Genomic DNA, 26,199 nt, shown 5'->3' with positions numbered 1-26,199 from the left:
AAGGCAATGCCAGAGGGAAGCGTCGGCACGGGGTTACCGCAGTCACCGTTGAGCAACGCCTTTCGCCAGGCCTGGTTGGAGTGGTTGGTGGCCTGGGACGGCTTGAACAAGGACGACGAAGACCTGGCGCGGCAGGTCGGCACGGCGGTGGAGTTCTCCACGAAGATCAGCCGCAAGCTCTGGCGCAGCGCCTTCGCCAGTGTCGGCGACTCGGCGGAACATCAGGTCAAGGCCACGGTGTATGCCTTTGTCGCGCTGGTGGATGAAACCCTGTTGTACGCTGACTGGCCGGGGCAGCGGACCTGGCAGAGCGATCCCCTGGAGTCGCTGTTGTATGCCTCGCGCCATGCCGGCGAGCACCTGCCCCAGGCGATCGAAAAACTGCTGGTCGACGAGGTCCCCACCAGTCGCGATCTGGCCAATGTCTATCTGCAATGCTTGATTCTCGGTTTTCACGGGCGCCTGCGCGGGGAGTCCGGGCTGGCACAGCATGAAAAATGGCGTCACGCGCTGTTCGCTTTCGCCTGGCAGCGCGAGCCGGACTATGTCGATGTCAGCGATTGCCTCGAACGACCGAGCAATGCGCCCGTGCGGCGACTGCCGATTCGTCAGTCCCTGCCGGACGGCCTGCGCCTGGGGCTGGTGATTCTCGGTGTAACACTGGTGATGCTCGGTGTCAGTCACTACTTCTGGTACGACATCAATCTGCAGGTGCAATCGGTGTTGAACCAGGCCAGCCCCGACGCTCTTGCGGAGCGGAATCCATGACTCCTCTTGCGATTGTCGCGTGGGTGGTCGGCGTGTTGCTGGTGCTGGTGTTGCTGGTCTTGGCTATCTGGTGGTTGCGGACCCAGAGCGGGGCGGCGATTCGCAGCTTCTACGGTGCCGTGCGCAATATGGAGCAGGAGCAAGGGGTGCAGGACCGTTACCAGTCACCCTGGCTGTTGATGCTGGGCAATGATGCCCAGGGTTCGCAACTCTGCTCCTGCTGGCACCTGCTACCCACGGATAAACCGGCCTGGTTCGGGCGCTGGTGGTCCGACCCCGATGGGGCGGTGCTGGTGGTGCCGGAGTCGTTGTTCATGCCGGATGAGGGACTGAAGCTCAAGCGTGGAAGTTGGTGGCGATTACTCGGGCTGATTCTGCGCCTGCGTGCCCGACGTCCGCTGGACGGAGTGATCTGGACGGTCTCGGCCAGCCGCCTTTGGGATGACGAACAGGCAGCAGCCCTGGGAATCGCCGCGCGCCGGCGCTTTATCGACCTGCTGCTGCGCCTGGGCCTGAGCCTGCCGGTGTATGTGGTGGTCACCGATATGGAGCAGGTTCCCGGCTTTCAGGAACTGATCGCCGCGCTGCCTAAAGAGTCCCATGAACGAATCCTGGGTTGGACCTCGCCGTTTGCTCCGGAAACCCTCTGGCAATCGGAGTGGAGCGATCAGGCGCTGGAGCAGGTTACCCGGGCGCTGGCGGAGGCAATCACCGAGGTCGGAGCGCTGTCCGGGCAACTGAGCGAAGACCTGTATCGCCTGCCGGAGCGTTTCGAGGCTCTGCGTCGTAACCTGCAGGTCCTGCTTGATCCGGTGTTCCAGGGCAATGCGCAGAACGAGGCAGCGCGTTTTCGCGGGGTGTATTTCACCGCCAGCGAGGCACCGACTTCGACTCCGGTTTTTTCGGCCAGCGATATTCCATTGCTGCAAAGCACCTTCGCCCGGCAGCTCTGGCAGCGACGAATTGTCGCCGAGCAAGGGCTGGCCCAGGTGGTCCCACGGCTGTTGCGGTTGCGTCAGCGCTGGCAGTGGGTAGTGGGTGTGACGGCGGCGGTGGTCGGGCTGATCTGGGCGGTGGCGATGGTCTGGGTCTGGCAGGACTCGCTCAAGGACGCCCGCGAGCTGTCGAGGCTCTTGCAAGAGGCGCAGAAGAGCTATGTCACGGTCAACGACGAAACCCACCGGCTGGGGCCGACCCGGCGCAATGTGCAGGCGTTCTGGCAACTCATGGAGCAGTCGCCGCGTTGGCACTTCGCCTCGCTGGTGTTGCCGACCTCGTGGTTTTCTTCCCTCGATCATCAACGTGACCAGGTGCTGCGCAACGTTGCCATGAGCCAGATGATGCTGCCGCTGCGCGATCTGTTGCAGGCGAATCTGACCCGACTCAAAGCGATCCAGAGTACCGACCGCCGTCCCAACCTGGAAAGCGAGGACCCGGCGCAATGGCAGACTTATATCAAGTCCAAAGAGCTGGTGGAGCAGGCCACGGCACTGGAGCAGCAATACCAGTTGTTGAACAAGGCGATCAACAACCACAAGACACCGCTGGACGAGCTGGCCTCCCTGAGCAACCTGGCCCTGGGCCTGAACCTCAATGCCGCGACGTTGCACAAGGCGGCCTTCTATAACCAGCACCTGGCGAAGATGGACATCTCGAACCTGATCCGCCTGGACCTGCCGGCAGAGCGACTGACCATTGGTGCGAACTTCAAGGAATTGATGGGGCGCTGGCTGGATCAGTACTTCCTGGCCGAGAACTTCGTGCGCCAGGCCGGCTACCTGAAACTGCACCTGGAGCAACTGGAATCCGGTGCGCTGAACTCACCCGCGGACCTGGAAGACCTCAAGGCGATGATCGACGACTTGCAGACGGTGGTCAGCCAGACCAACTCGGCCTGGAGTCGCGGCAAGGGCCAGGACCTGGTCCCCGGCTACAGCGCGTTGATGGACAAGGTGCGCCAGAGTGCCTTGCTCGGTACGCCGTTGGAGCAGAGCCTGGAAGACCAGGCGACCCAGTTGCAGCAGAGCTTTCGCGACCAATGGATCGCCAAGGCCGGCTCCCGGGGCAATCTGCTGACCCAGCAAGGCAACGGACAACTGCTGTTGCAAGAGTCGGTGTCGCAACTGAACAACGCGATCTCGGCGCTGTTTCGCCGCGACTTCGTGGCAATGGCCATGCGTGCCGATGACAGCGCCGGCGGGACCTATCAAAGCCTCGACAGCGATGGTCTGAACAATGCGCTCGCCTACTTCGCCAGCTACAAGAGTTACGCCGGCGAAGAGATGCCACACATCCCGCCGGCCTATCGCGGGCCGATGCTGCGTGTAGCGGAAAGTGCGGCGGCCAAGGCCATGTGGCTGAGCCTGGAAAGCAACCGCGGTCGGTTGCAGGGGACGGCGGCGTTCAATATCAAGACCGATCAGGCGCTGGCGTTACAAAGCGCGTTTATCGAACTCAAGCGGGCGGACCTGGCGAGCAACCTGCAAAACTCCCTCAACCGGCGGGCGCTGGCCGAGGTGGATAGCGGGCTGGAACAGATCAATGCCCAGGCGGTGTTCCATGAACGGGTCGATATCGACAGTTGGGACGGCTCGAAGAATCTCGGCCTGCAGTTGTTCAGGGCCAGTGATGTGCAGGGTCTGAAGCTGGATCTCAAGCAGCAGTTCAGCAGCATGCAGGCGATTGCCGAGGCGAGGGCTCCGGCGCTGGATTGGCTCAGGGCCCAGCAGCAGAACCTGGCGGCGGGCGACTTTGAACGGTTCACGCGTTTGAGCGACTTGTACGACGAACTGCTCAAGTACAAAGAGCAGAATCCGGCCAGTTCACCGGCACTGATGGAGCAGTTGGTCAGTCGTGACTTTATCGACATGGATGCCGGCTCCTGTGGGCAGATTCTGTCGTCGGTCAACCTGCCGGCCGGCCAGGGTGAACTGGCGTTGCGGGTACAGGCCTTGCAACAGGGGGCCATGCGCCGCTGCCAGGCGTTACAGCAGGAGCAGGCGGTCAAGGCCTGGAACGAGTTGGCGGGCTACTTCAACCAGTACCTGGCCGAGCGTTTTCCGTTTTCCCTGGGATTACAGGCCGTGGATGCGGAGCCCGCGCGGGTCCAGCACTTGCTGGAGTTGATCGACACGCGCTTGCCGCTGGCCCAGGCTGGCTTGGTGTTGAGCCAGTCACCCGATCGGCTGGCGGCGGCTGATTTCCTCGATCGCCTGAAACAGGCCAGGGCCTGGCTCGGGCCACTGTTCCAGCGCGACCCGAGCGGGATGATCGGCTTTGACCTGGACGTGCGCTGGCGCACCGACCGTGATGAAGAACGCGGCGCCAATCAGGTGATTGCCTGGGGCCTGAATGCCGGCAGCCAGCAGATAAACTACCCGGGCGATGCCCAGCAGCGTTTGCGCTGGATGGTCGGGCAGCCGATCCGGTTGACCCTGCGCTGGGCCCGCAACGGACCCGAGCGGCCGGTCAGCGATCCGTCGCAGCCGAGTCTGGCGGTGGCCGACGTGGACGCCGGCTGGGAATACGGCGGGCCCTGGGCTTTGCTGCGGATGATGCGTTCACACCTGTCGGTGGTACGCCAGCCGAGCATGGATTACACCGACTTCCCATTGACCTTGCGCCTGCCGGTACGTGGCGCGACCAACGGCGATGCCCTGACCACGATGTTCCTGCGCCTGTCGTTGATGACCCAGGGTGGCAAGTTACCGTTGTCGTTGGCACCGCTGCCGGTGCGGGCTCCGTTGTCACCTTTTTCAAGTTTCGGCACGGCGAGCACGGCTGCCGGTAATCAGGGGGTATTATGAGCCAGTCGATCGCCGGGCTGCCGTTGTCGGTGGAGCCCCTGCTCGAGGCGATTTCCGAGGACTCGCCGTGCGGGCAGAACCTGCGCTATGAAGCCGACTATGATCGGCTGCGTGAGTTGCGGCGCGAGGATGACACCAGTTTGCCCAACGGGGTCTGGGAAAAGGAGATCAAGCGGGCGGAGTGGGAGAGCGTCGAACAGTTGGCCAGCGAAATCCTGCAGGGCCGCAGCAAGGACCTGATGGTCGCGGCCTGGCTCGGTGAGGCCTGGCTGCATCGTCATGGGCTGGAGGGGCTGCAGGCGGCCTTGGCGTTGCTGCTGGGGTTGTGCGAGCGCTATCCCGAGCAGGTCCATCCGCAGGCGGAGGAGGGCGACCAGTCCTGGCGGGTGACGCCGGTGGACTGGGTGGTACGGCGTTACGCCGAGGTGTTGCATACGCGGGTGCCATTGTTCGCCCCGGGCGGCAGCCACGGGTTTTCCGGGTTGAGCCTGTATGGCTGGCAGCAGTTGCAGGCGCGGCAGGTGCTGGCCGGGGACAACAAGAGCGCCAGGAGCATTGTCGAGACCGCGCGGCTCGAGCAGCAAAAGGTCAATGAGTTGATCCGCGCAACGCCGTTGTCCTGGTGGCTGCACAGCCAGAATCTGGTGCAGGCGTCGTTGCGCCAGTTGCAGGGACTGGAGCAGTGGACTGATCGCTATCTGAGGGAACTGGCCCCGACATGCGGGCCCTTGCGTGACGTCATGCAGGCATTGAGCACACTGAACCGGGAGTTTATTGCCATGCACCCTCAACAGCCGGAACCGCCTGTGACTACCATCGAGGAGGAGACGGCTTCAGCGCCGCAAGGCGCCGCGTCACCGGAGCCGGCGGAGCAACCGCTGCTCTCGGCGACGCCGCGTAGTCGGGAGGAGGCTTATCGGCAATTGTTGTTGATCGCCGATTACCTGGCGAGAACCGAGCCCCACAGCCCGGTGCCCTATGTGGTCAAGAAGGCGGTGGAGTGGGGCAACAAACCGTTGAACGAACTGTTGTCGGAACTGATTTCTTCCGACGCGGAGGCGCGACGGGTCTGGGCGTTGCTGGGGGTGCTTTGAGCGGGTGAGGAGGGCAGGCGGGACCTGCCCACGATCACTCGACAAACAACTGCGCGATCAACCAGGTATTTGCCGCGCTGATCACCACGAACAGGCCCCAGGCCAGAGCCTTGGTGTACCAGCGATTGACGAAAGGTCCCATCAGGCGTTCATCGCCGGTCATGCGGATCAACGGGTACAGCGCAAAGGGCAACTGCAGGCTCAGCACCACCTGGCTCAGCACCAGCAATTTGCCCACCGCGTCTTCGCCCATCAGCCAGACCCCGACGAAGGCCGGGATCAGTGCCAGGCCACGGGTGATCAATCGGCGCTGCCAGCAGGGAATCTTCAGGTTCAGGTAGCCTTCCATGATCACCTGGCCAGCGATGGTGCCGGTAAAGGTCGAACTCTGCCCGGACGCCAGCAGCGCGATGCCGAATAAAGTGCTGGCGAACGCGCCGCCCACCAGCGGGTCGAGCAGGTGGTAGGCGTCCTGGATCTCCACCACGGCGGTATGCCCGTTCTGGTGGAAGGCCGCCGCGGCCAGGATCAGGATCGCCGCGTTCACCAGCAAGGCCAGGGCCAGGGAACCCAGGGTGTCGATACGCGCCAGTTGCACAGCGTCCTGGCGGCTGGCCAGGTCCGTGCCGATCAACCGGGTCTGCACCACCGAGGTGTGCAGGTAGAGGTTATGGGGCATCACCGTGGCCCCGAGAATGCCGATGGCCAGGTACAGCGGTGCGGCGTCGCTGATGGCCGAGAGGGACGGCTTGAAACCCTGGAACACGTCCGGCCAGTAGGGTTTGATCAGCACCAGTTCGATAAAAAAACACACGCCGATGGTCGCCACCAGCACCAGCATGATCGCTTCCAGGCGCCGGAAGCCGCGGTTCTGCAGGGCCAGGATCAGCACCGTATCGAAGGCCGTCAGGGCAATGCCGAAGGTCAGCGAGCAGCCCAGCAGCAGATGAAAGGCCAGGGCACAACCGAGGACTTCGGCCAGGTCCGTGGCGATGATCGAGATTTCCGCCAGCAGCCATTGGAGTTTGGCGGAGCGCGGGCTGTAGCGCTCACGGCAGAGCTGCGCCAGGTCGCGGCCGGTGGCGATCCCCAGGCGCGAGCAAAGGCATTGCACCGCCATCCCGGCGAGGCTCGCCAGCAGCACCACGAACAGCAGGTTGTAGCCGTAACGCGAGCCGGCCTCGATCGCCGTGGCCCAGTTGCCCGGGTCCATGTAACCGATGGAAATCAGCAGGCCGGGCCCGGCGAAGCGCAGGGCGCGCTTGAAGAACGGTGCCCCGCGGTCGACAGCAATGGAGCCGTTCACTTCAGAGGGACAGAAGGGGGCGGTGGCAACTTTCGGCAGGCTGAATTTCACACGGCGTTCCAGAACAACAGGCGGGAAATGCCAGCTTAGACGTTTGGCGCGCGTGGCCCAAGCTATCGAGGTGATTGAAAAGGATATTCAATCTGAAAAGCTCCGCTCCCACACAAGCACCGCCCCTCACAAGATATGGGTTCAGCAAGCGGCGTCAGGGTTGCCACGGCGTGACCTCGCCGCTGAGTTTGCGGTCGAGGAAACACGCGGCGCTGATCAGCGCCAGGTGGGTCAGTGCTTGCGGGGGATTACCGAGGTGCCGGGCTTGCGGGTCGAACTCTTCGGCGTACAGTCCCAGCGGGTTGGCATAGCGCAGCAGTTGCTCGAACTCCAGGTGCGCCTGCTCCACCCGTCCGGCCCGGGCCAGGCATTCGACGTACCAGAACGAGCAGGCAGCGAAGGCCCCTTCGCTGCCCGGCAAGCCGTCGATGGGGTGATCGTCGTTGCGATAGCGATAGACCATGCCGTCGCGCACCAGGCTTTTCTGAATCGCCTCCAGGGTCGCCAGCCAGCGCGGATCGGTGGCGCCGACAAAGCGCACCAGTGGCATCAGCAGCATCGAGCCGTCGAGGCCGGTGCCGCCGATATGCTGGACGAAATGTCCAAGTTCGGCGTTCCAGAAGTTGCTCCAGATATCGGCGTGGATCGCCTGGCGAGTCTGGTCCCAGCGGGCGAACGGGGCCGGCAGCGAGCGCTTGGAGGCCAGGCGAATGGCGCGGTCCAGGGCGACCCAGCACATCAGCCGCGAGTGCAGGAAGTGGTGTTTCTCGCCGCGCATTTCCCAGATCCCGACATCAGTCTGGTTCCAGGTGTCGCAGACCTGATCGACAATCTGGCCGACATGCAGCCAGCCTTCATGGGAAATCGCCTCGCCGTATTTGTTGGTCAGGTACACCGCGTCCAGCAACTCGCCGAAGATATCCAGTTGGACCTGCTCGTAGGCCTGGTTGCCGATACGCACCGGACGGGCATTACCGTGGCCGGACAGGTGCGTCAGTTCGGTTTCCGGCAGTTCCTGGGTGCCATCGATGGCGTAGAGAATGTTCAGCTTCAACGGCTGATCGCTGCAATCGCCGACCCGTCCGCGCAACCAGCGCATGAAACCGTTGGCTTCCTCGACATAACCCAGGCGCATAAAGGCGTAGATGGTGAAGGAGGCGTCACGGATCCAGGTATAGCGATAGTCCCAGTTACGCTGGCCGCCGGGGCTTTCCGGCAGGCCGAAGGTAACGGCGGCGAGGATCGCGCCGTGCTTGCGCGAGGTCAGCAACTTGAGGGCCAGGGCCGAGCGGTTGACCGCTTCGCGCCAGCGCCCGCGATAGTTCGAGCGTCCGAGCCAATGGCGCCAGAAGGTCAGGGTGCGTTGCAGGGCGAGGTCACTGCTGCCGACCTTGATGCGTGGATCGTCGACCGCACCGAGAAGGAATTCGGCGTTCTGTTGCTGTTCCAGGGTGAAGCGGGCGACGGCGGCCTGCCGCTCCAGTTGCAGCGGTTGGTCGGAGCACAGGCGCAGGCTGGGCTGGCCCGGCGCCTCGAAGCACACATCGTCGCCGTCGAGACGGGCACGGGTCGCGGCGCGGGCATAGTCATGGCGCACGGCGCAACGCACGTGGAAGGTGGCCCGGCCGCTGATCACCCGGACCCGACGGATCAGCATCGGCAGGTCGTTTTCATCATCGCTGACCGGCAGCAGATCGGTGATTTCCACCACCGCGCTGGCGCTCAGCCAGCGGGTTTGCAGGACATTGGTGTCCGGCAGGTAGATCTGTTCGCGACGGGCATCGGGCAGGTCCGGGGCCAGTTGGAAAATCCCGGCTTCGGGGCTGTCGAGCAAGGCGCAGAAGATCGAGGGGCTGTCGAAAGCCGGCCAGCAGAAAAAGTCGACGCTGCCGCGATCGTTGACCAGCGCGGCGCTACTCATGTCGCCAATGACGCCGTGGGCCTCGATCGCGCTCTGGGGTTCGTTGGAAAGATCAGGCATGGCCGCGAAACTCCGGGTAGAGAGGCCTGCCGCTGTCAGCGCAGGCCTTTGAATGCACTTATTGAGCTGACTGGCATTCCTCGGCGGAGTTCAGGCGGGGAGACGCTTATTGCTCCGGGGTGTCTTCGGGCGCCGGGTCACCGCCGTAGTGCTGGCCCAGTTCGACGCGCTTTTCCTCGACCCAGCCGCTGAAATCATCGCCGTTCTTGGCGATGTACATGACCTGGGCCCAGCCGTCCTCGGTGCTGGCGTACACCGTGAGGCCGTCGCCAGGCACGACGAAGACCTTCTTGGTGATGCAGGCACTGTTGGGCGCGCTGTGAAAGTAGACCCGGCCCTGGCCGATGACCTTGCCTTCGACGGGGGGGCGGTAGCTGCCGGCTTCGGCGTTGGCCTTTTCATGCAGGGCATCGCAATCGACCGGTGCCTCGGCGGCAAAGGTCGAGGGCGAGAGGCCCAGCAGCAGGCAGGCAAGAGGCAGCAGGCGGGCGGTGCGTTCCATGCGGGAGGTGTCCATCAGGCGTGTGGGAAGGTGGTGATCATAATGGGTTGGCTCGTTGGCCGTCAGCCGGGAAGGGCAATCGGCGTGAGTACCGGCTTGCCGGAAAAATACGCCAGCAGGTTTTCGGCCACCAGCGCTACCGTGGCTTCGGAGGCTTCCGGCGACAGACCGGCCACGTGGGGTGTCAGCACCACGTTGCCCAGGCTCTTGAGGACTTCAGGCACATTCGGTTCGTCGTCGAACACATCCAGTGCCGCACCGGCGAGGCGACCTTGCTGGAGGGCGGCCACCAGGTCGGCGGTCACCACCACGCTGGCGCGAGCAATGTTGACCAGGAACCCTTGCGGGCCGAGGGCTTCAAGAGCCTGTCGGCCGATCAGGCCGTCGGTGCCGACACCGCCTGGGGTGGCGATGATCAGGTAGTCCGAGGCCAGCGCCAGTTCGGTGGTCGTGGCGCAATAGTGGTAATCGATATCCGTGCGCGGTCGCCGGTTGTGATAGCTCACCGTCATGTCGAAACCCAGGGCCGCGCGCTGGGCAATCGCCTGGCCCACCGCGCCCATGCCGAGGATGCCCAGGCGCTTGCCGCCCAGGGACGGACGCATCAGCTTGCGCCACTCGCCACGGCGCACCGAGGCGTCGGCGCGGGGAATATCGCGCACCAGCGACAGCAACAGGGCCATGGCATGGTCGGCCACGGACGAGGCGTTGGCACCGGCGCCGTTGGTCACGACGATGCCCCGTTGCGCGGCGGCGTGCAGGTCGACCTTTTCATAGCCGGCACCGATCACGCAGATGATTTCAAGTTTGGGCAGGGCGGCGATTTCATCGGCGAACAGCCCCAGCGGGCCGCGGGTGAGCACGGCATTGATGCGTTCGCCCTGCTCGGCGATGGCTTGCGCGCGCAGGGCCTGGGTCGGCGCGAGGATCAGTTCGAAGCCGTGCTTCTGGATGATTGGCAGGTAGTCGTCGACGGTTTCCACGAGTACCAGCAGCACCTTGCTCATGTGTTTCTCCGGGCCGTATCAATAAGAGTGACCGGCAAGGCATCGCCCTGCCGGTGGTTGAGCTCAGGTCGCCCTGACGCCGTAGCGACCTCGGTAATCACTGGGCGAGAAGCCGGTGATTTTCTTGAAGGTCGAACGGAACGCACCGGGGTCCTGGTAACCCACGGTCCAGGCGATATGGTCGACGGTGCCGTTGGTGAATTCAAGCATTTCCCGCGCCTTGCCAACCCGCAGGTGCTGGCAGTACTCCGTCGGACGCAGGCCGGTGGCGGCGCGAAAGCGGCGCAGGAAGGTGCGCTCCTCCAGGCCGGCCTTGTCGGCCATGGCATTTACGCTCACCTCCAGGGCGCCGCTGCTTTGCAGCCAGTGCTGGACCTTGAGGATCGCGGCGTCGCCGTGGCCCAGGATCGGCGCAAAGTTGCCGGCGCATTCGCTGTTGTCACGGTGTTCGATCAGCAGGTAGCGCGCGGTGCGCGTGGCGATCCCCGGCCCCAGCAGCCGTTCGACCAGGCGCATGCCCAGTTCGGCCCAGGCCATCAGCCCGGCGGTGGTGATCAGGTCGCCGTCGTCGATGATCGGCTTGTCGGTGTCGAGGCGTATCTGCGGGTAGAGCGCGGCAAAGGCCTTGGCCGAATTCCAGTGGGTGGTGGCGGGGCGTTGGTCGAGCAGGCCGGTCTGCGCCAGCACGAAGGCGCCCATGCACACGGAACCGATGATCGCTCCGTGGCTATGTTGTTCGCGGACCCAGGCGGCACTGAGTTGCAGGGCGGCGGGCGAGGGCGTATCGCCCAGCGAAGGGGGAATGACCACGGCGACCGGATGGCCGTCCATGCCCGGCTGGCTGTCGTAGATCCGTTCGAGGGACTCGCCCGTGGCGCCGGTGGCCCAATGGCTGACACGCAGCCGCCGGGCCGCATCGCCGTGTTCGGCGACCATGCGATTGGCCACGCTGAACAGGTCGGTCAGGCCGTGGACGGCGGCGGTCTGCGCGCCGGGATAGAGGAGCAGGCCGATCTCGGACACGGCACTGTCGTGGCGCCCTTCGGTTGTCGTGGTGTGGTCGATGGCGGCCGTGGGCGCGTCCATTGTCAGTTTTCCCCTCGAAAGTGTCGGTCCGGCCAATCCCCGGAACACCGTGGGAACTGGATACTTGATCCGGTAAGGCAAAGCAACCGAACGCTGCACCACTAATCGAGGAAGATGATATGTCCGTACAAGCGCTGATCCTGGTGGATATCCAGAATGACTATTTCCCAGGCGGAAAGTGGACCCTGAGCGGTGCCGATGCGGCGGCCGACAAGGCCGTCGCGATTCTGGCCGCGGCGCGTGAGGCGGGTGACCTGGTGGTGCATGTCCGCCATGAGTTCGCCAGCGCCGATGCGCCGTTCTTTGTGCCGGGTTCCGAAGGGGCGCGGCTGCACGCCAAGGTCCTCAATCGCGCCGACGAGCAGGTGATACTCAAGCATTTCGTCAACTCGTTTCGCGACACCGAACTGAGCGCGGTGCTGGAGCGCAATGAGATCAAGGAACTGGTGGTGGTCGGCAGCATGAGCCACCTGTGCATCGACGCCATCACCCGCGCGGCGGCTGACCAGGGCTACACGGTCACGGTGATCCACGATGCCTGTGCTTCACGGGACCTGGAGTTCAACGGCCTGACGGTGCCGGCGGCCCATGTGCACGGGGCGTTCATGGCCTCCCTGGCGTTCGGTTATGCCACGGTGGTTTCTGCCGAGCAGTGGCTGGCGCGCTGAGCCGTCACGGATGGACGCGACTCCCCGGCAGGCACCGGCCTGCCGGGGAGTCGATTATTGAGTTCCCCCCATAATCGATTTCGGCTCGAGGAACGCCTCGAGCCCGAAGCTCCCGTATTCCCGGCCGATTCCCGACTGCTTGAAGCCGCCGAAAGGCGCCGCCGGCTCGTGGGCCAGGGTGTTGATCAGCACGCGTCCGGCCTCGAGGCGGTCGGCGACCTGGCGGGCCCGTTCGACATTGGCGGACATCACATAGGCCTGCAGGCCGTAGGGTGTGTCATTGGCGATGCGGATGGCTTCTTCCTGGTCGCGGTAGGTGATGATCGACAGCACCGGGCCAAAGATTTCCTCGCGGGCGATGGTCATTTCATTGGTCACGCCGCTGAATACCGTCGGGCGCACGAACCAACCTCTGTCCACGCCCTGGGGCAGGCCTTCGCCGCCGACCAGCAGGCGGGCGCCGTCGTCGATGCCGATGCGGATATAGCGTTGCACCCGCTGCCATTGTTTTTCGCTGACCATCGGCCCGACGGTGGTCTGTGGATCAAGGGGATCACCGACCTTGACCACGTCGATGGCCTGGAGCACGGCGGCTTCGACTTCGTGCAGGCGTTCCTCCGGTACCAGTATCCGGGTCCCGGCGATGCACGCCTGGCCGCTGTTCATGAAGCCGGCCTGCAAGGCCAGGGGAATGGCCTGGCTCAGGTCGGCATCGTCGAGTATCACCACCGGCGATTTTCCGCCGAGTTCCAGGGTGACGCGCTTGAGTGTCTCGGCGGCGCTACGCAGGATGCTCTTGCCCACCGGGGTGGAGCCGGTAAAGGAGATTTTCGCGATATCCGGATGACTGCTGAGGGTGGCGCCGACGGTTTCACCGCGACCGGTGACGATATTGAACAGCCCCGGTGGCAGGTCGGCCTCGTGCAGGGCCTCGGTGACGATACGGGTCTGGATCGCGCTCATCTCGCTGGGCTTGATCACCGCGGTACAACCGGCGGCCAGGGCGGCGGCAAGCTTGCCGCAGATAAAACCGGCGTCGTTGTTCCAGGGGGTGATCAGGCCGGCCACGCCGAGGGGCTGCATGATCACCTCGGCGGTTCCGGCGCGGCGCTTGAAGTCGTACTGTTCGAGGACCTTCGCCGCTTCCAGAAAGACGCTGGCGGCATGCTGGGCCATCCAGCGCGAGCGGGAAGCGGGGGCGCCGTATTCCTCGATGATGGCGTCGTTGAGCGGGTCTTTCCGGGCGACAATGGCGGCGTGCATGCGCTGCAACATGGCCAGGCGTTCGGCCTTGGTGGTGCGGGAGAAGGCTGGGAACGCGGCCTTGGCGGCGGCAATCGCGGCATGGGCATCCTGCTCGTCCGCCAGGCGCACCTGGCCGATGACCTGGCCGGTGGCGGGGTTGAACAGGTCGAACAGTTCCTCGCCGTGGGGCGTGACAAAGGCGCCATTGATATAGATATGGTCGATGCGTTGCATGGCTGCTCCGAGGTGTGCGTCTGTGGTGTGAGTCAGGATAAGCGGCTAGGATTAGCCTGATAAGCCGGACGAAGCGGCATGGGTTAATGAGTGATCCGGGATAATGCGCACATCAGGCCTGACAGAGTTGGAAGCGGTACTGGCCGTGGCCCGGCATCGGAGTTTCCGGGCGGCGGCGGCCGAGCTGGAGGTCTCGACCTCGGCCTTGAGCCATGCGGTGTCGGCGTTGGAGAGCCGGATCGGGGCGCGGCTGTTCAACCGTACAACCCGTAGCGTGGCGTTGTCCGAGGCGGGGGCGCAGTTTGTCGAGAGCATTTCGCCGGCCATGTCGACCATTCGCGCGGCCATGGAACAGGCGGGCAGTCATGCCGGTATTCCCGCCGGTACCTTGCGGATCAATACCGCCGTGGGCGCGGCGAAGCAGGCGATGCCGTTGTTCGTCGAGTACATGCGCCGCTACCCGCAGATGAACGTGGATATCGTCACCGAGGGCAAGCTGATCGATATCGTGGTCGAGGGCTTCGATGCCGGGATTCGCCTGCACGAAAGCGTGCCCCAGGACATGATCGCCATTCCATTGGGCTTGCCGTTGCGTTTGTTGGTAATGGGCAGCCCGGAGTATTTCTCGCGCCATCCGGTGCCGCAGACGCCGACCGATCTACTCAAGCATCGGTGTATTCGCTTGCGCTTGCCGAGTGGACGGATCTACCACTGGGAGTTCGAGCGCCATGGCGAGACCCATGCGGTGGATGTCCAGGGCGTATTGACCCTGGATGAATCGACCCTGGTGCTGGAGGCGGCGCGGGCGGGGTTGGGGCTGGTGTATGCGACACAGTGGAACGCGGCGGCGGACCTGGCGGCGGGCACGCTGGTGTCGGTACTGGAAGACTGGACACCGCCGTTTGACGGCTTGTCGCTGTATTACCCGGGGCGGCGGCATGTGCCGGCGGGGTTGCGGGCGTTGATCGAGTTGATTCGCGAGCGGAGTGGGCAGGGATTTTAGAGGAATGTTGTCTGTTCCGGCCTCTTCGCGGGCAAGCCCTGCTCCTACAAAGTTATGTCGTACGCAGTTTTTGTGTTCGACGCAAAACTGTAGGAGCAGGGCTTGCCCGCGAAGGCGTCATCAGGATCAATGCGCTTCCCCAGCCTTGATCCCCGCCGGCAGCGCCTTGGTCAACAGCACCGCCAACATGCTGATCCCCAGGGCGATCCCGACAAAATGGAAAGCGTCGTTATAGGCCATGATTGACGCCTGTTGATGGGTGATCTCGCTCAGTTTGCCCAGCGCCGCGCCGTCGCTGCCAAGCTTCTCCGAAAGCATCGCCAGGCGCTCGGCCACCTGCGGGTTGCCCGGCACGATCGCCTCGCGCAGATAGTCGAAATAGATCTTGGTCCGCGCATCCAGCAAGGTCGCCAGCAAGGCGATGCCAATGGCCCCGCCGAGGTTGCGCAGGATATTGAACAGGCTCGACGCCGACCCCGCGTCCTGGGGCAGGATATAGGCGGTGGCGATCAGCGAGATGGTCACCATGATCAGCGGCTGGCCCAGCGCCCGGATAATCTGGATCTGGTTGAACTGCGGGCCGGCAAAGTCCGGGTTGAGCACTCCGGAGGAAAAACTCGCCAGCCCGAACAGGCCGAAACCCAGGGTACAGAGCAGCTTCGGCGAGACGAATTTCATCAGCTTGGGCACCAGCGGAATCAGGAACAGCTGCGGCACCCCCATCCACATGATCACTTCGCCGATCTGCAGGGCGTTGTAGTTCTGGATCTGCGCCAGGTACAGCGGCAACAGGTAGATCGAGCCATACAGCCCCACGCCCATGCCCAGGCTGGCAATGCTGGACAGGCCGAAGTTGCGGTTCTGCAGGATGCGCAGATTGATCAGCGGATTGGCCTTGGACAGTTGCAGGATCACGAAGGTAATCAGGCTCAGCAGGGCGATACTGCCCAGGGTCACGATCAGGTCCGATTCCAGCCAGTCCTTGCGATGACCTTCTTCGAGAAACACCTGCAGGCACCCCAGGCCGATGCCGAGGCTGACGATCCCGGCATAGTCGGTGCTCTTGAGCAGTTCCCAATGGGACTCCTTCTTTTCCAGGCCGTAGAGCAGGCCGCCGATCATGATCAGGCCGGGCGGGATGTTGATGTAGAAAATGTACTGCCAGCCCCAGTTCTCCGTAAGCCAGCCGCCTATGGTCGGGCCGATGGACGGGGCGAAGGTGGCGGTCATGGCGAACATCGCCATGCCCTTGGCACGGTGGTGGTCCGGCAGCTTGATCAGGGTCAGGGTGAACGCCAGGGGAATCAGCGCGCCGCCGGTGAAACCCTGCATGGCGCGGAACACGATCATGCTTTCCAGGCTCCAGGCCATGGAACAGAGCAGCGACGAACCGAGGAAACCCAGGGAGACCCAGACCGCCAGCCGCCGCGCCGAGAGCAATTGCACCAGCCAGGCGGTGAGGGGAATCATGATGATTTCCGCCACCAGGTAGGAGGTGGAAATCCACGAACCTTCTTCCAGGGTCGCCGATAGGGCGCCCTGGATATCCTTGAGCGAAGAGTTGGTGATCTGGATATCGAGCACCGCCATAAAGGCGCCGAGCATCACGCTCATCACCGCAATCCAGTCCCGGCGGGTCGGCTCGCCCACCGGTCGGATCAGTTGATCACCGGCCATGCTGGGCGTCGCGCAGATCGACCTTGACGGTGACCGACATGCCCGGACGGATCTTGCCCTGCAACGGATTGTCGGCGGCAAAGGTCAGCTTGACCGGAATGCGTTGCACCACCTTGGTGAAGTTGCCGGTGGCGTTGTCCGGCGGCAGCAGGCTGAACTGCGCGCCGGAGGCGGCGAACAGGCTCTCGACCTGGCCCTGGATCGGCGTGTCCTCATAGGCATCGAAGGTCAGCGTCGCGTGCTGGCCCGGCTGCATATGGCCGATCTGGGTTTCCTTGAAGTTGGCCTGGATCCAGATGTCCTGGTCCGGGACGATGGACAGCAGGTAGGCACCAGCCTGCACATACTGGCCATTGCGCGCCGCGCGCTGGCCGACCAGGCCGCTGATGGGCGCATGGATCTCGCTGCGGGTCAGGTTCAGCTCGGCCTGGGCCAGGTCGGCGCGGGCATTGGCGATCTGTGCGTCGAGGCGCTTGAGCTCGGCACTCAGGGCCGTGACCTGCTGGCGCTGGCCTTGCAGGTCGGCCTGGGCCTTGGCCACTTGCGAGCGGGCGATATGGTTGTCGGCGGAGAGCGTGGTGACCCGCTCTTCCGAGACGTAGCCGGGCTTGCGCAGGGTCTGCGCACGGTTCAGGTCGAGTTGCGAGCGGCCGAGGCTGGCCTGGCTGGCCGCGACCTGGGCATCGGCGGAGGCGATCAGGCTGGCTTGCTGGGTCAGCTTGCTCTGGGCCTGCACCCGTTCGGCCTCGCGGGTGGCGAGGACGGCATTGGCGCGGTCGATGGCCAGTTGGAAGTCAGCGCCTTCGAGCCGGACCAGCAACTGGCCTTTCTCCACATGCTGGTTGTCTGCCACCAGCACTTCGTCAATGCGTGCGCCCAATTGGCTGGAGACCCGGGTGATTTCGCCCTGGACATAAGCGTTATCGGTGCTTTCATAAAAGCGTCCCCTGAAAAACCACTGGACGAAAAAGCCCAGGGCAATCACCAGGACCAGGAACAGGAAAATAAACAGTCGACGCTTGAGTTGGGAGGGCATGGGCAGCAACACATCAATGTGTAAGTGAATTTTACGGTAGACGAATCTGGCACAGCAGGATTAATGGGTAAATGCCAGTAACCGAGAAAGCCCGGCTTTCGGGGCCTGGAGCCATTTTTAGACCGAAGCTTGGCTTATATGCCCTCGGCCGGATGCCCTGTACTGGAGCCCGGACGGCTGTGCCTGTTACCATTCGCCCTTTGTTTTATCTCCACTTCGAGACCGCCCATGACCACCGTTCGCACGCGCATCGCGCCATCGCCCACCGGCGATCCCCACGTCGGCACCGCCTACATCGCTTTGTTCAACTATTGCTTTGCCAAGCAGCACGGTGGTGAGTTCATCCTGCGGATCGAAGACACCGACCAGTTGCGCTCGACCCGCGAGTCCGAACAGCAGATTTTCGATGCCCTCAACTGGCTGGGTATCACCTGGGCCGAAGGCCCGGATGTCGGCGGTCCCCACGGTCCGTACCGGCAGAGCGAGCGTAGCGAGATCTACAAGAAATACACCCAGCAACTGGTGGACATGGGCCACGCCTTTCCGTGCTTCTGCACCGCCGAAGAGCTGGACCAGATGCGTGCCGAGCAGATGGCTCGCGGCGAGACCCCGCGCTATGACGGTCGTGCGCTGTTGCTGTCGAAAGAGGAAGTGGCCCGGCGCCTGGCCGCCGGCGAGCCCCATGTGATCCGCATGAAAGTACCGAGCGAAGGCGTCTGCGTGGTGCCGGACATGCTCCGTGGCGATGTCGAGATCCCGTGGGATCGCATGGACATGCAGGTGCTGATGAAGACCGACGGTCTGCCGACCTACTTCCTGGCCAACGTGGTCGACGACCATCTGATGGGCATCACCCACGTGCTGCGCGGCGAAGAGTGGCTGCCGTCGGCACCGAAGCTGATCCTGCTCTACGAATATTTCGGTTGGGAACAGCCGCAGCTGTGCTACATGCCGCTGTTGCGCAACCCGGACAAGAGCAAGCTGTCCAAGCGCAAGAACCCGACTTCGGTGACCTTCTACGAGCGCATGGGCTTTATGCCTGAAGCCATGCTCAACTACCTGGGGCGCATGGGTTGGTCGATGCCCGACGAGCGCGAGAAGTTCTCCCTGGAGGAAATGGTCGAGCATTTCGACCTGTCCCGCGTTTCCCTGGGCGGGCCGATCTTCGATATCGAGAAGCTGTCCTGGCTCAACGGCCAGTGGCTGCGCGACCTGCCGGTGGAAGAATTCGCCAGCCGGGTGCAGAACTGGGCGCTGAACCCCGAGTACCTGATGAAGATCGCGCCGCTGGTCCAGGGCCGGGTCGAGACCTTCAGCCAGGTCGCGCCGCTGGCGAACTTCTTCTTCGCCGGTAGCCTGCCGCTGGACGTCAAGCTGTTCGAACACAAGAAACTCTCGGCCGACGACGTGCGCAAGTTGATGCAGTTGATCCTGTGGAAGCTGGAAAGCTTGCGCCAGTGGGAAAAGGACAGCATCACCGCGACCATCCAGGCGGTGGTCGACTCCCTGGAGTTGAAGCTGCGCGATGCCATGCCGCTGATGTTCGCCTCGATCACCGGGCAGGCCAGTTCGGTGTCGGTGCTCGATGCGATGGAAATCCTCGGGCCGGACCTTACGCGTTTCCGTCTGCGCCAGGCCCTGGATTTGCTGGGCGGGGTGTCGAAGAAAGAAAACAAGGAATGGGAAAAGCTGCTGGGCGCGATTGGCTGATCAGCGACAGGGGCGGCCCTGAGGGCGTCAAAAGCTTCGCGGGCAAGCCCTGCTCCTACAGTCCCTCGTCGAATACAAAATCCATGTACGACGCAAACCTGTAGGAGCAGGGCTTGCCCGCGAAGAGGCGCATAAGATCACCAAAAGCTTTGCTGGCAAGCCAAGCTGTTACGGGTTCTGAGTGCCTACAGGGTTGTAGAGGATTCCACAGTAGGTGGTATTCCCCCCGGTTTTACCGGGGCAGGGCGGTAAGTGGTTGTTATGCCGACAAAAAATTTTCAAAAAGTTTGAAAATAAGTTTGACAGCTCCCCGATACGCCCTTAAGATTCGCCCCGTCCTCACCGATGAGGGGCTATAGCTCAGCTGGGAGAGCGCTTGCATGGCATGCAAGAGGTCGACGGTTCGATCCCGTCTAGCTCCACCAATTTACACTTCAAGGCCTGGCCACACCGGTCTTGAAGCGATCAGCACTCAGCGTTGATCAGTTGTATAGAAGGGTTTGCGTCCCCTTCGTCTAGTGGCCTAGGACACCGCCCTTTCACGGCGGTAACAGGGGTTCGAGTCCCCTAGGGGACGCCAGTTTTACAGAAGCGATGTTGCAGGTTGATGTCGTTCCGCCTCCGAGGCGAAAAATCCGGGGCTATAGCTCAGCTGGGAGAGCGCTTGCATGGCATGCAAGAGGTCGACGGTTCGATCCCGTCTAGCTCCACCAATTTACACTTCAAGGTCTGGCCACACCGGCCTTGAAGCGATCGGCACTCAGCGCCGATCATGTTAGAAGGGTTTGTGTCCCCTTCGTCTAGTGGCCTAGGACACCGCCCTTTCACGGCGGTAACAGGGGTTCGAGTCCCCTAGGGGACGCCACGATTGCCCGCTCTGCGGGATTTTATAAGGGTCATTCAATTATTGAATGGCCCTTTTGTTTGTCTGGCGTTTGGCCCTTTGCTCCCTTGATTCATTTTTTAATACCCATGGTGCGGACCAGCGGTCAAAATAAAGTCTTGCGGAAAAATATTATGCGAATAATATTTTCTGTGTGATGTCTGGAGGTGGCAATGAACGACAAGAAAGCTCAAACCCGCGAGCGCATCCTGCAGGCGGCCAGTAACGCCCTGATCCAGCGTGGTCCGGTGGAGCCGAGTGTCAGTGAAGTGATGGGCGCCGCCGGGTTGACCGTGGGTGGGTTCTACGCGCACTTCGAGAGCAAGGACGCGTTGATGCTGGAGGCGTTCAAGCAATTGCTCGCCCAGCGCCGGGTGAAGATGGGAGAGGTCGACAGCCAGTTGCCGGGCGAGGAGCGACGTGCCCTGTTCGCGGCCTTCTATCTGTCGCGCAAGCACCGTGATGCGGTCCAGCAAGCCTGTCCGATCCCGTCGATCGTCGGTGAGATGTGCAATCTGCCGGAGTGTTTTCGCGAAGCCCTGAACGAGCATGTGGAACTGATGGTCGCGCAGTTGGCGTCCAGCCCCGAGGACACCGACAAGGCCCTGGCCGATATCGCCCTGATGGTCGGTGGTCTGGCCGTGGCCCGGGCGCTGGGGCCCGGCGAATTGTCCGACCGAATCCTGCGGGCGGCCAAAACGGCGGTGATCTGAGGGTTGTTCCGTTACACTGCCCGGGTCTTTGATTTGACCGGGAGCGGTACATGAGTTGGGATCTGGCGACACCCTTCATCCTCGATTTGCAGGTGGCCGACGAGGATATCGACGGTCTTGGGCACGCCAACAACGCGGTGTATGTCAGCTGGCTGGAACGCTGCGCCTGGCGTCACTCGCAGCGCCTGGGCCTGGACCTGAGCGAATATCGGCGCCTGGATCGGGCCATGGCCGTGGTCCGGCATGAAATCGACTACCTGGCCGCCGCCTACGAAGGCGACGAGTTGCAACTGGCGACCTGGATCGTCGACTGGGACCAGCGCCTGAAGATGACGCGGCGTTTCCAGCTGGTCCGTCCCCGCGACAACCTGACCCTGTTGCGCGCGCAAACCACCTTTGTCTGCATCGAGCTGTCCAGCGGCAAGCCCAAGCGCATGCCGGCGGAATTTATCGAGGGCTACGGGCCGGCGCTGCAGTCGGTCTGATGGCGTACCGGTTTGTGCCGGAACCCCGTAAACTGCCGCACTTTTTCGCCGGTCGCTTTTTTTGATGACCGCTTTTTCCGATGAGAGTACCCATGCAAATTGCCCTGGCACCCATGGAGGGGTTGGTCGACAACATCCTGCGTGATGTGCTGACCCGCGTTGGCGGTATCGACTGGTGTGTCACCGAGTTTATCCGGATCAATGACTCGCTGTTGACGCCTGCCTACTACCACAAGTTCGCCCCCGAACTGCTGACCGACGCCCGCACGGCGGCGGGTGTGCCGTTGCGGGTGCAACTGCTGGGTTCCGATCCGGTGTGCCTGGCGGAAAACGCGGCCCTGGCCTGCGAGCTGGGGTCGCAGGTGATCGACCTGAATTTCGGTTGCCCGGCCAAGACCGTGAACAAGTCCCGGGGCGGGGCGGTGCTGCTCAAGGAGCCGGAGTTGCTCAACGCGATTGTCGAGCAGGTGCGGCGCGCGGTGCCGGCGCATATCCCGGTGACGGCGAAGATGCGCCTGGGTTTCGACAGCCCGGATGGAGCGTTGGTCTGCGGTACGGCCCTGGCTGAAGGTGGCGCATCGCAGATCGTGGTGCACGCCCGGACCAAGGTCGATGGCTACAAGCCGCCGGCCCATTGGGAATGGGTGGCGCGGGTGCAGGAAGTGGTCAAGGTGCCGGTGTTCGCCAATGGTGATATCTGGTCGGTGGACGACTGGCGGCGCTGCCGTGAGATCAGCGGTGCCGAGGACATCATGCTCGGTCGCGGCCTGGTCTCGCGTCCGGACCTGGCTCGGCAGATCGCCGCGGCGCGGGCCGGCGAAGAAGTCGTGGAGATGACCTGGGCCGAGCTGCTGCCGCTGTTGCGTGACTTCTGGGTACAGGCAGAGGCGCAGCTGACGCCACGCCAGGCGCCGGGTCGTTTGAAGCAGTGGCTGGCGATGTTGACGCGCAATTATCCGGAGGCGGTGGAGCTGTTCACTCACCTGCGCCGTGAGACCGATTGCGCGGCGGTCGGGCGCCTGTTGAATGTGCCGTTGTCTGAAGCGGCCTGAAAATTTTCACGACAATCTCTTGAAATGTCTGGGCGAGTTCCTATCTAGGGAGTACGCGATGCCGAATTCGGGTCGCGGACTAAACCACTCGCTGAATTTCAGGAGATTGACATGACTACCGCATTTTCGCTGGCTCCGCTGTTCCGTTCTTCCATCGGGTTCGATCGTTTCAACGATCTGTTCGAGACCGCCCTGCGCAACGAACCGGGCAGCAGCTATCCACCCTACAACGTTGAAAAGCATGGTGATGACGAGTACCGCATCGTCGTGGCCGCCGCCGGTTTCCAGGAAGAAGACCTGGAACTGCAGGTCGAGAAAGGCGTACTGACCGTCAGTGGCGGCAAACGTGACGCCCTGGCTGAAAACGTCAGCTACCTGCATCAGGGCATCGCCCAGCGTGCGTTCAAACTGTCCTTCCGCCTGGCCGACCATATCGAGGTCAAGGCCGCCGGCCTGAGCAACGGTCTGTTGAATATCGACCTGCTGCGGGTCGTGCCGGAAGAGGCCAAGCCAAAGCGCATTGCCATTAATGCCGGGCAAAAGCCGGCACTGCAGCACTAAGCGCCAGCCCGCTGAAAAAGAACCCCGCCACGGCGGGGTTCTTTGTTTGGTGCACTCAGATCAGGAGCTTTTTGAACTCCTCCAAAGGCAGCGGCCGACTGTGCAGGTAACCCTGGTACAGATGGCAACCCAAGCCTTCCAGGAACACCAGTTGCTCCGGCAACTCCACCCCCTCGGCAATCACTGTCAGCCCCAGGCTGCGGGCCATGGCGACAATGGCACGGATGATTTCCGCGTCGTTGGGGTCGTGGGTCGCGTCACGCACGAACGACTGGTCGATCTTCAGGGCATCCACCGGCAGGCGCTTGAGGTAGGTCAGCGACGAATAACCGGTGCCGAAATCATCCATGGCAAAACTGACGCCGAGCTTGTTCAGGCGGCGCATCTTGCTGATGGTGTCCTCCAGGTTCTGGATCACGATGCCCTCGGTAATTTCCAGTTTCAGCATCGAGGACGGTACGTTGTAGCGGATCAACGTGCGTTCCACCCGCTCGACGAAATCGGTCTGGCGAAACTGCCGCGGGCTGATGTTCACGCACAGGCTGAAAGCGTGGCTGATCAGGCCTTCGCCCAGCAATAGGCCGAAGGCCTCGCAGGCGTGGTCAAGAATCCAGGTGCCGACTTCAAGGATCAGCCCGCTGTCTTCCAGGACCTTGATGAACTCGGTCGGCGATTGCGCGCCGAGTTCCGGGTGGTGCCAGCGCACCAGGGCTTCGGCGCCGATGATGCTGTTGTCGCGGGCGTCCACCTGGGGCTGGAAATGCACGCTGAATTCACCCCGGGAAAGCGCCTGGCGCAGGTCGTTTTCCATGCGCAGGCGCTCGCTGGCGGCTTTCTGCATGGTGCTGTGGAACAGCTGGGTGATGTTGCGACCGGAATCCTTGGCCCGGTACAGCGCGATATCGGCGCGCTTGAGCAGGTCGGCGGGGGTCGTGCCGTGATCAGGAATCAGCGCCACGCCGATGCTCGGGGTCACTTGCAGGCGCTGGCCGTCGAGGAACATCGGTTCGGCCAGCAGCTCGCGAATGGTGTCCGCCAGCTCGCGGACTTTGTGCGTGACCTCGCTGCGTGAACCGTCCAATCCGCTGAGCAGCACCACGAATTCGTCGCCGCCGAGGCGCGCCACGGTGTCCTCGGTGCGCACGCTGGCTTCCAGGCGGGCGGTCACCACCTTGAGCACGGTGTCGCCCACCGGGTGGCCGAGGGAATCGTTGATGTGCTTGAAGTGGTCCAGGTCGAGAAACAGCAAGGCGCCGCGCAGGTTGTGGCGCTTGAGCAGGGCGATCTGCTGGCTCAGGCGGTCCATCAGCAGGGCGCGGTTGGGCAGGTTGGTCAGCGGGTCGTGATAGGCCAGGTGGCGGATCTGCGCCTGGGCGTTCTTCAATTGGCTGATATCCCGGGCCGTCAGCAGCAGGCACGCGGTTTCATTGAGGATGATGGGTTCGACCGACACCTCGACGGTGAGCACGTCGCCGCGCTTGTTGCGCCCGAGCATGTCGCGGTGTGGGACATGACCCTTTTCCTTCAGCTCCGCCAGCAGGGCGCTGCGCTGCTTGTGATCGGCCCAGACACCGATTTCATACACCGTTCTGCCGATGACTTCGCCGCTGGTGTAGCCGGTCAGCCGGCAGAAACCGTCGTTGACCTCCAGGTAGCGGCCGCTGTCGCGCTCGGTAATGGTGATGGCGTCGGGGCTGGAGTGGAAGGCCTTGGCGAATTTCTCCTCGCTGGCCTTGAGCGCTGCCTCGGCCCGCTGTTGCTGGGTGATGTCGCGCAAGGTGGTGACGATGCACAGCTGCCCCTCGACCACGATCTGCCGACTGGCGATCACGCAGGTCAGGGCGTGGCCGCGCTTGTGGTGAACGATCACCGCCACATTGTTCAGGGCCTGGTCGCGGATCACCTGCTGGATACGTTGCAGGCGCTTGGCCGAGTCGTCCCACAGGCCGATCTGCTCGGCGCTGCGATTGCGCACTTCATCGATGTTCCAGCCGAACACCTGGGTGAAGGCCGGGTTGATTTCAATGAACTGCCCGGTTTCGTGACGGGTGACGCAGATCGGGTCGGGGCTGGCCTGGAACAGGCTGGCGAATTTCTCTTCCGAGGCCACCAGGCGTTGTTCGCGCTCCACCTGTTCGGTGATATCCAGCAGGGTGCCGGCCATGCGCAATGGGTTGCCCTGCTCGTCGCGGTAGAGGCGGGCGCGGCTTTCCAGGTAGCGCGAGGTACCGTTTTCCAACTGTACCCGATAGGTCAGTTGATAGCTGCCTTCCGGACCTTCGCGCAGGCTGCGGTAGGCGTTGCGCATGCTTTCGCGTTCGCTGGCGGGGACACCGTCGAAAAAAGCGTCGAAGGACTCATGGAACGGCTGTGGCTCCAGGCCGTGCAACTGCGCGGCGCGCGCCGAGCCATAGAGCATGCCGCTGGGAATATGCCAGTCCCAGGTGCCCAGTTGCGCCGAGTCCAGGGCCAGATCGAGACGGTCCTGGCTGTCCTTGAGGGCCAGCTCGGCATTCTTGCGTTCGGTGGTGTCGAGAAAGGTGCTCAGCAGATAGGCCTGGCCTTCCAGTTCGACCCTTTGGGCGCTGAGGATACCATCATGAATTTTGCCGTTGCTGGCGCGAAACTGCACCTCCTGGCTGACTGACTCGCCACGGATGTTGATCGATTTGACCAGGCGCTCGCGTTCTTCGGGATTGACCCAGAGCCCGATCTCCACGGTGGTCCGTCCGATCACCTGGAGCGCCGGCCAGCCGAACAGGCTTTCGAAGTACTGGTTGGCCTCGCTGATCAGGCCGTCTTCCTCGCGGGTCAGCAGCACCATGTTGGGGCATAGATGAAACAGGGTGGCGAAGCGCTTTTCCGAACTGCTGAGGGCATGTTCGCGCTGGCGCTGGTGGGTGATTTCGCGGATGACGCCGATCATTCGCGGCTTGCCGTTCTTGTCCGGCAACAGGCTGCCATTGATTTCCAGCCAGTGCAGGCTGCCGTCGGGCCAGAGGATGCGGTGATGCATGGCCTGTCCGACGGGCTCGCCTTCCAGTACCGCGTGGAAGGCCCGCAGGGTGCGCGCGCGGTCCTCGACCGGCAGCAGGTCGAGGTAGTCCATGTCCTTGGGCAATGGCTGGTGCGGATCGAAGCCGAACAGCGCCTGGGTGCCACGGGACCAACTGACCTGGCCGCTTTCAATATCCCAGCACCAGGCTCCGAGGCGCGCGCCATTGAGGGCCGCCAGCAGCTGTGTGGCGCTTTCCCAGCTCTGTTCCGACACCTGGGGGTCGAGTGCATGAATGCGTGGCAGGGGTGGAATACGGCTGGCGTACTTGGGCAT

19 protein-coding genes and 4 tRNA genes are annotated in these 26,199 nt (G+C 63.1%); 14 read left to right on the top strand and 9 right to left on the bottom strand.

Annotation, left to right across the window (positions count from 1 at the left end; genetic code table 11):
* Window positions 1–6: 6 nt before the first annotated feature.
* Genes M5C56_RS01390 through tssA form a run of 3 tightly spaced genes read left to right on the top strand, consistent with a single transcriptional unit; the run spans window position 7 to window position 5,668 of the window.
* Complete coding sequence (locus M5C56_RS01390; protein ID WP_103498572.1) at window positions 7–768, top strand: DotU/TssL family secretion system protein; 762 nt, start codon at window positions 7–9, stop codon at window positions 766–768.
* Complete coding sequence (locus M5C56_RS01385; protein ID WP_103498571.1) at window positions 765–4,574, top strand: type VI secretion protein IcmF/TssM N-terminal domain-containing protein; 3,810 nt, start codon at window positions 765–767, stop codon at window positions 4,572–4,574. The genes M5C56_RS01390 and M5C56_RS01385 overlap by 4 nt, the downstream gene beginning before the upstream one ends.
* Window positions 4,571–5,668, top strand: coding sequence for a type VI secretion system protein TssA (gene tssA, locus M5C56_RS01380; RefSeq protein WP_103498570.1), 1,098 nt, complete (start codon window positions 4,571–4,573; stop codon window positions 5,666–5,668). Before M5C56_RS01385 ends, tssA begins: the two co-directional genes overlap by 4 nt.
* 34 nt (window positions 5,669–5,702) lie before the next feature.
* On the opposite strand, the gene M5C56_RS01375 is transcribed toward tssA, so the two are convergent.
* The 5 genes from M5C56_RS01375 to M5C56_RS01355 all read right to left on the bottom strand — a co-directional run bounded on the left by M5C56_RS01375 (window position 5,703) and on the right by M5C56_RS01355 (window position 11,601).
* A complete protein-coding gene (locus M5C56_RS01375) occupies window positions 5,703–7,025 on the bottom strand; it encodes an Nramp family divalent metal transporter (protein WP_103498569.1) in 1,323 nt (440 codons plus the stop codon).
* A 154-nt stretch (window positions 7,026–7,179) separates the two neighbouring features.
* The gene (locus M5C56_RS01370) at window positions 7,180–9,006 is read right to left on the bottom strand and encodes a glycoside hydrolase family 15 protein (protein ID WP_103498568.1); all 1,827 of its coding nucleotides are present in this window, start codon (window positions 9,004–9,006) and stop codon (window positions 7,180–7,182) included.
* 106 nt (window positions 9,007–9,112) lie between these two features.
* Window positions 9,113–9,508, bottom strand: a complete 396-nt coding sequence (locus tag M5C56_RS01365; protein WP_177102333.1) for an SH3 domain-containing protein — start codon at window positions 9,506–9,508, stop codon at window positions 9,113–9,115.
* Window positions 9,509–9,570: 62 nt separating this feature from the next.
* Window positions 9,571–10,515: a 2-hydroxyacid dehydrogenase gene (locus tag M5C56_RS01360; RefSeq protein ID WP_103498567.1), complete on the bottom strand. Its 945-nt coding sequence runs from the start codon at window positions 10,513–10,515 to the stop codon at window positions 9,571–9,573.
* A 63-nt stretch (window positions 10,516–10,578) separates the two neighbouring features.
* Window positions 10,579–11,601 (bottom strand): helix-turn-helix domain-containing protein, encoded by a 1,023-nt coding sequence (locus tag M5C56_RS01355; protein WP_247262996.1) that lies wholly within the window; start codon window positions 11,599–11,601, stop codon window positions 10,579–10,581.
* Between the two features lie 119 nt (window positions 11,602–11,720).
* Between M5C56_RS01355 and M5C56_RS01350 the strand changes: the two genes are divergently transcribed.
* The gene (locus tag M5C56_RS01350) at window positions 11,721–12,269 is read left to right on the top strand and encodes a cysteine hydrolase family protein (RefSeq protein ID WP_103499753.1); all 549 of its coding nucleotides are present in this window, start codon (window positions 11,721–11,723) and stop codon (window positions 12,267–12,269) included.
* Between the two features lie 54 nt (window positions 12,270–12,323).
* Here M5C56_RS01350 and M5C56_RS01345 read toward each other — a convergent pair whose 3' ends face one another.
* Window positions 12,324–13,748: an aldehyde dehydrogenase family protein gene (locus M5C56_RS01345; protein WP_103499752.1), complete on the bottom strand. Its 1,425-nt coding sequence runs from the start codon at window positions 13,746–13,748 to the stop codon at window positions 12,324–12,326.
* Between the two features lie 103 nt (window positions 13,749–13,851).
* Between M5C56_RS01345 and M5C56_RS01340 the strand changes: the two genes are divergently transcribed.
* Window positions 13,852–14,751, top strand: a complete 900-nt coding sequence (locus M5C56_RS01340) for a LysR family transcriptional regulator (protein ID WP_103499751.1) — start codon at window positions 13,852–13,854, stop codon at window positions 14,749–14,751.
* A gap of 126 nt (window positions 14,752–14,877) precedes the next feature.
* Here M5C56_RS01340 and M5C56_RS01335 read toward each other — a convergent pair whose 3' ends face one another.
* Together M5C56_RS01335 and M5C56_RS01330 are read right to left on the bottom strand one after the other, a co-directional pair.
* Window positions 14,878–16,368 carry an MDR family MFS transporter gene (locus M5C56_RS01335; RefSeq protein WP_247263016.1) on the bottom strand — a complete coding sequence of 497 codons (1,491 nt, stop codon included), beginning with the start codon at window positions 16,366–16,368 and terminating at the stop codon, window positions 14,878–14,880.
* 49 nt (window positions 16,369–16,417) lie between these two features.
* On the bottom strand, window positions 16,418–17,464 hold the full coding sequence (locus tag M5C56_RS01330) for an HlyD family secretion protein (protein WP_103499117.1): 1,047 nt from the start codon (window positions 17,462–17,464) through the stop codon (window positions 16,418–16,420).
* A 228-nt stretch (window positions 17,465–17,692) separates the two neighbouring features.
* Here M5C56_RS01330 and gltX point away from each other — a divergent pair, with 228 nt between their 5' ends.
* From gltX to M5C56_RS01285, 9 genes are all read left to right on the top strand, one after another.
* Window positions 17,693–19,174 (top strand): glutamate--tRNA ligase, encoded by a 1,482-nt coding sequence (gltX, locus tag M5C56_RS01325; protein WP_103499116.1) that lies wholly within the window; start codon window positions 17,693–17,695, stop codon window positions 19,172–19,174.
* Between the two features lie 349 nt (window positions 19,175–19,523).
* Window positions 19,524–19,599 (top strand) — tRNA-Ala (locus M5C56_RS01320).
* A gap of 79 nt (window positions 19,600–19,678) precedes the next feature.
* Window positions 19,679–19,754: transfer RNA gene (locus M5C56_RS01315), tRNA-Glu, on the top strand.
* Between the two features lie 57 nt (window positions 19,755–19,811).
* A tRNA-Ala gene (locus M5C56_RS01310) sits at window positions 19,812–19,887 on the top strand.
* A gap of 76 nt (window positions 19,888–19,963) precedes the next feature.
* A tRNA-Glu gene (locus M5C56_RS01305) sits at window positions 19,964–20,039 on the top strand.
* Window positions 20,040–20,230: 191 nt separating this feature from the next.
* Window positions 20,231–20,770, top strand: a complete 540-nt coding sequence (locus M5C56_RS01300; RefSeq protein WP_103497625.1) for a TetR/AcrR family transcriptional regulator — start codon at window positions 20,231–20,233, stop codon at window positions 20,768–20,770.
* 50 nt (window positions 20,771–20,820) lie between these two features.
* Complete coding sequence (locus tag M5C56_RS01295; protein ID WP_103497624.1) at window positions 20,821–21,255, top strand: thioesterase family protein; 435 nt, start codon at window positions 20,821–20,823, stop codon at window positions 21,253–21,255.
* A 92-nt stretch (window positions 21,256–21,347) separates the two neighbouring features.
* Window positions 21,348–22,307 (top strand): tRNA-dihydrouridine synthase, encoded by a 960-nt coding sequence (locus M5C56_RS01290; RefSeq protein WP_103497623.1) that lies wholly within the window; start codon window positions 21,348–21,350, stop codon window positions 22,305–22,307.
* Between the two features lie 111 nt (window positions 22,308–22,418).
* Window positions 22,419–22,868: an Hsp20 family protein gene (locus tag M5C56_RS01285; RefSeq protein WP_103497622.1), complete on the top strand. Its 450-nt coding sequence runs from the start codon at window positions 22,419–22,421 to the stop codon at window positions 22,866–22,868.
* A gap of 55 nt (window positions 22,869–22,923) precedes the next feature.
* Here M5C56_RS01285 and M5C56_RS01280 read toward each other — a convergent pair whose 3' ends face one another.
* Window positions 22,924–26,199 carry a PAS domain S-box protein gene (locus tag M5C56_RS01280; protein WP_103497621.1) on the bottom strand — a complete coding sequence of 1,092 codons (3,276 nt, stop codon included), beginning with the start codon at window positions 26,197–26,199 and terminating at the stop codon, window positions 22,924–22,926.

Source organism: Pseudomonas sp. MWU13-2862, assembly GCF_023242495.1.
GTDB classification, from domain to species: domain Bacteria; phylum Pseudomonadota; class Gammaproteobacteria; order Pseudomonadales; family Pseudomonadaceae; genus Aquipseudomonas; species Aquipseudomonas gingeri_D.
The sequence above is the reverse complement of the archived record's forward strand: the minus strand, read 5'-3'. Positions and strand labels throughout refer to the sequence as shown.

Coding starts and splice junctions, on each gene's coding strand:
- M5C56_RS01390 (WP_103498572.1), top strand. CDS start 7: ATGCCAGAGGGAAGCGTCGGCACGGGGTTACCGCAGTCACCGTTGAGC.
- M5C56_RS01385 (WP_103498571.1), top strand. CDS start 765: ATGACTCCTCTTGCGATTGTCGCGTGGGTGGTCGGCGTGTTGCTGGTG.
- tssA (WP_103498570.1), top strand. CDS start 4,571: ATGAGCCAGTCGATCGCCGGGCTGCCGTTGTCGGTGGAGCCCCTGCTC.
- M5C56_RS01370 (WP_103498568.1), bottom strand. CDS start 9,006: ATGCCTGATCTTTCCAACGAACCCCAGAGCGCGATCGAGGCCCACGGC.
- M5C56_RS01365 (WP_177102333.1), bottom strand. CDS start 9,508: ATGGAACGCACCGCCCGCCTGCTGCCTCTTGCCTGCCTGCTGCTGGGC.
- M5C56_RS01360 (WP_103498567.1), bottom strand. CDS start 10,515: ATGAGCAAGGTGCTGCTGGTACTCGTGGAAACCGTCGACGACTACCTG.
- M5C56_RS01355 (WP_247262996.1), bottom strand. CDS start 11,601: ATGGACGCGCCCACGGCCGCCATCGACCACACCACGACAACCGAAGGG.
- M5C56_RS01350 (WP_103499753.1), top strand. CDS start 11,721: ATGTCCGTACAAGCGCTGATCCTGGTGGATATCCAGAATGACTATTTC.
- M5C56_RS01345 (WP_103499752.1), bottom strand. CDS start 13,748: ATGCAACGCATCGACCATATCTATATCAATGGCGCCTTTGTCACGCCC.
- M5C56_RS01340 (WP_103499751.1), top strand. CDS start 13,852: ATGCGCACATCAGGCCTGACAGAGTTGGAAGCGGTACTGGCCGTGGCC.
- M5C56_RS01330 (WP_103499117.1), bottom strand. CDS start 17,464: ATGCCCTCCCAACTCAAGCGTCGACTGTTTATTTTCCTGTTCCTGGTC.
- gltX (WP_103499116.1), top strand. CDS start 17,693: ATGACCACCGTTCGCACGCGCATCGCGCCATCGCCCACCGGCGATCCC.
- M5C56_RS01300 (WP_103497625.1), top strand. CDS start 20,231: ATGAACGACAAGAAAGCTCAAACCCGCGAGCGCATCCTGCAGGCGGCC.
- M5C56_RS01295 (WP_103497624.1), top strand. CDS start 20,821: ATGAGTTGGGATCTGGCGACACCCTTCATCCTCGATTTGCAGGTGGCC.
- M5C56_RS01290 (WP_103497623.1), top strand. CDS start 21,348: ATGCAAATTGCCCTGGCACCCATGGAGGGGTTGGTCGACAACATCCTG.
- M5C56_RS01285 (WP_103497622.1), top strand. CDS start 22,419: ATGACTACCGCATTTTCGCTGGCTCCGCTGTTCCGTTCTTCCATCGGG.
- M5C56_RS01280 (WP_103497621.1), bottom strand. CDS start 26,199: ATGCCCAAGTACGCCAGCCGTATTCCACCCCTGCCACGCATTCATGCA.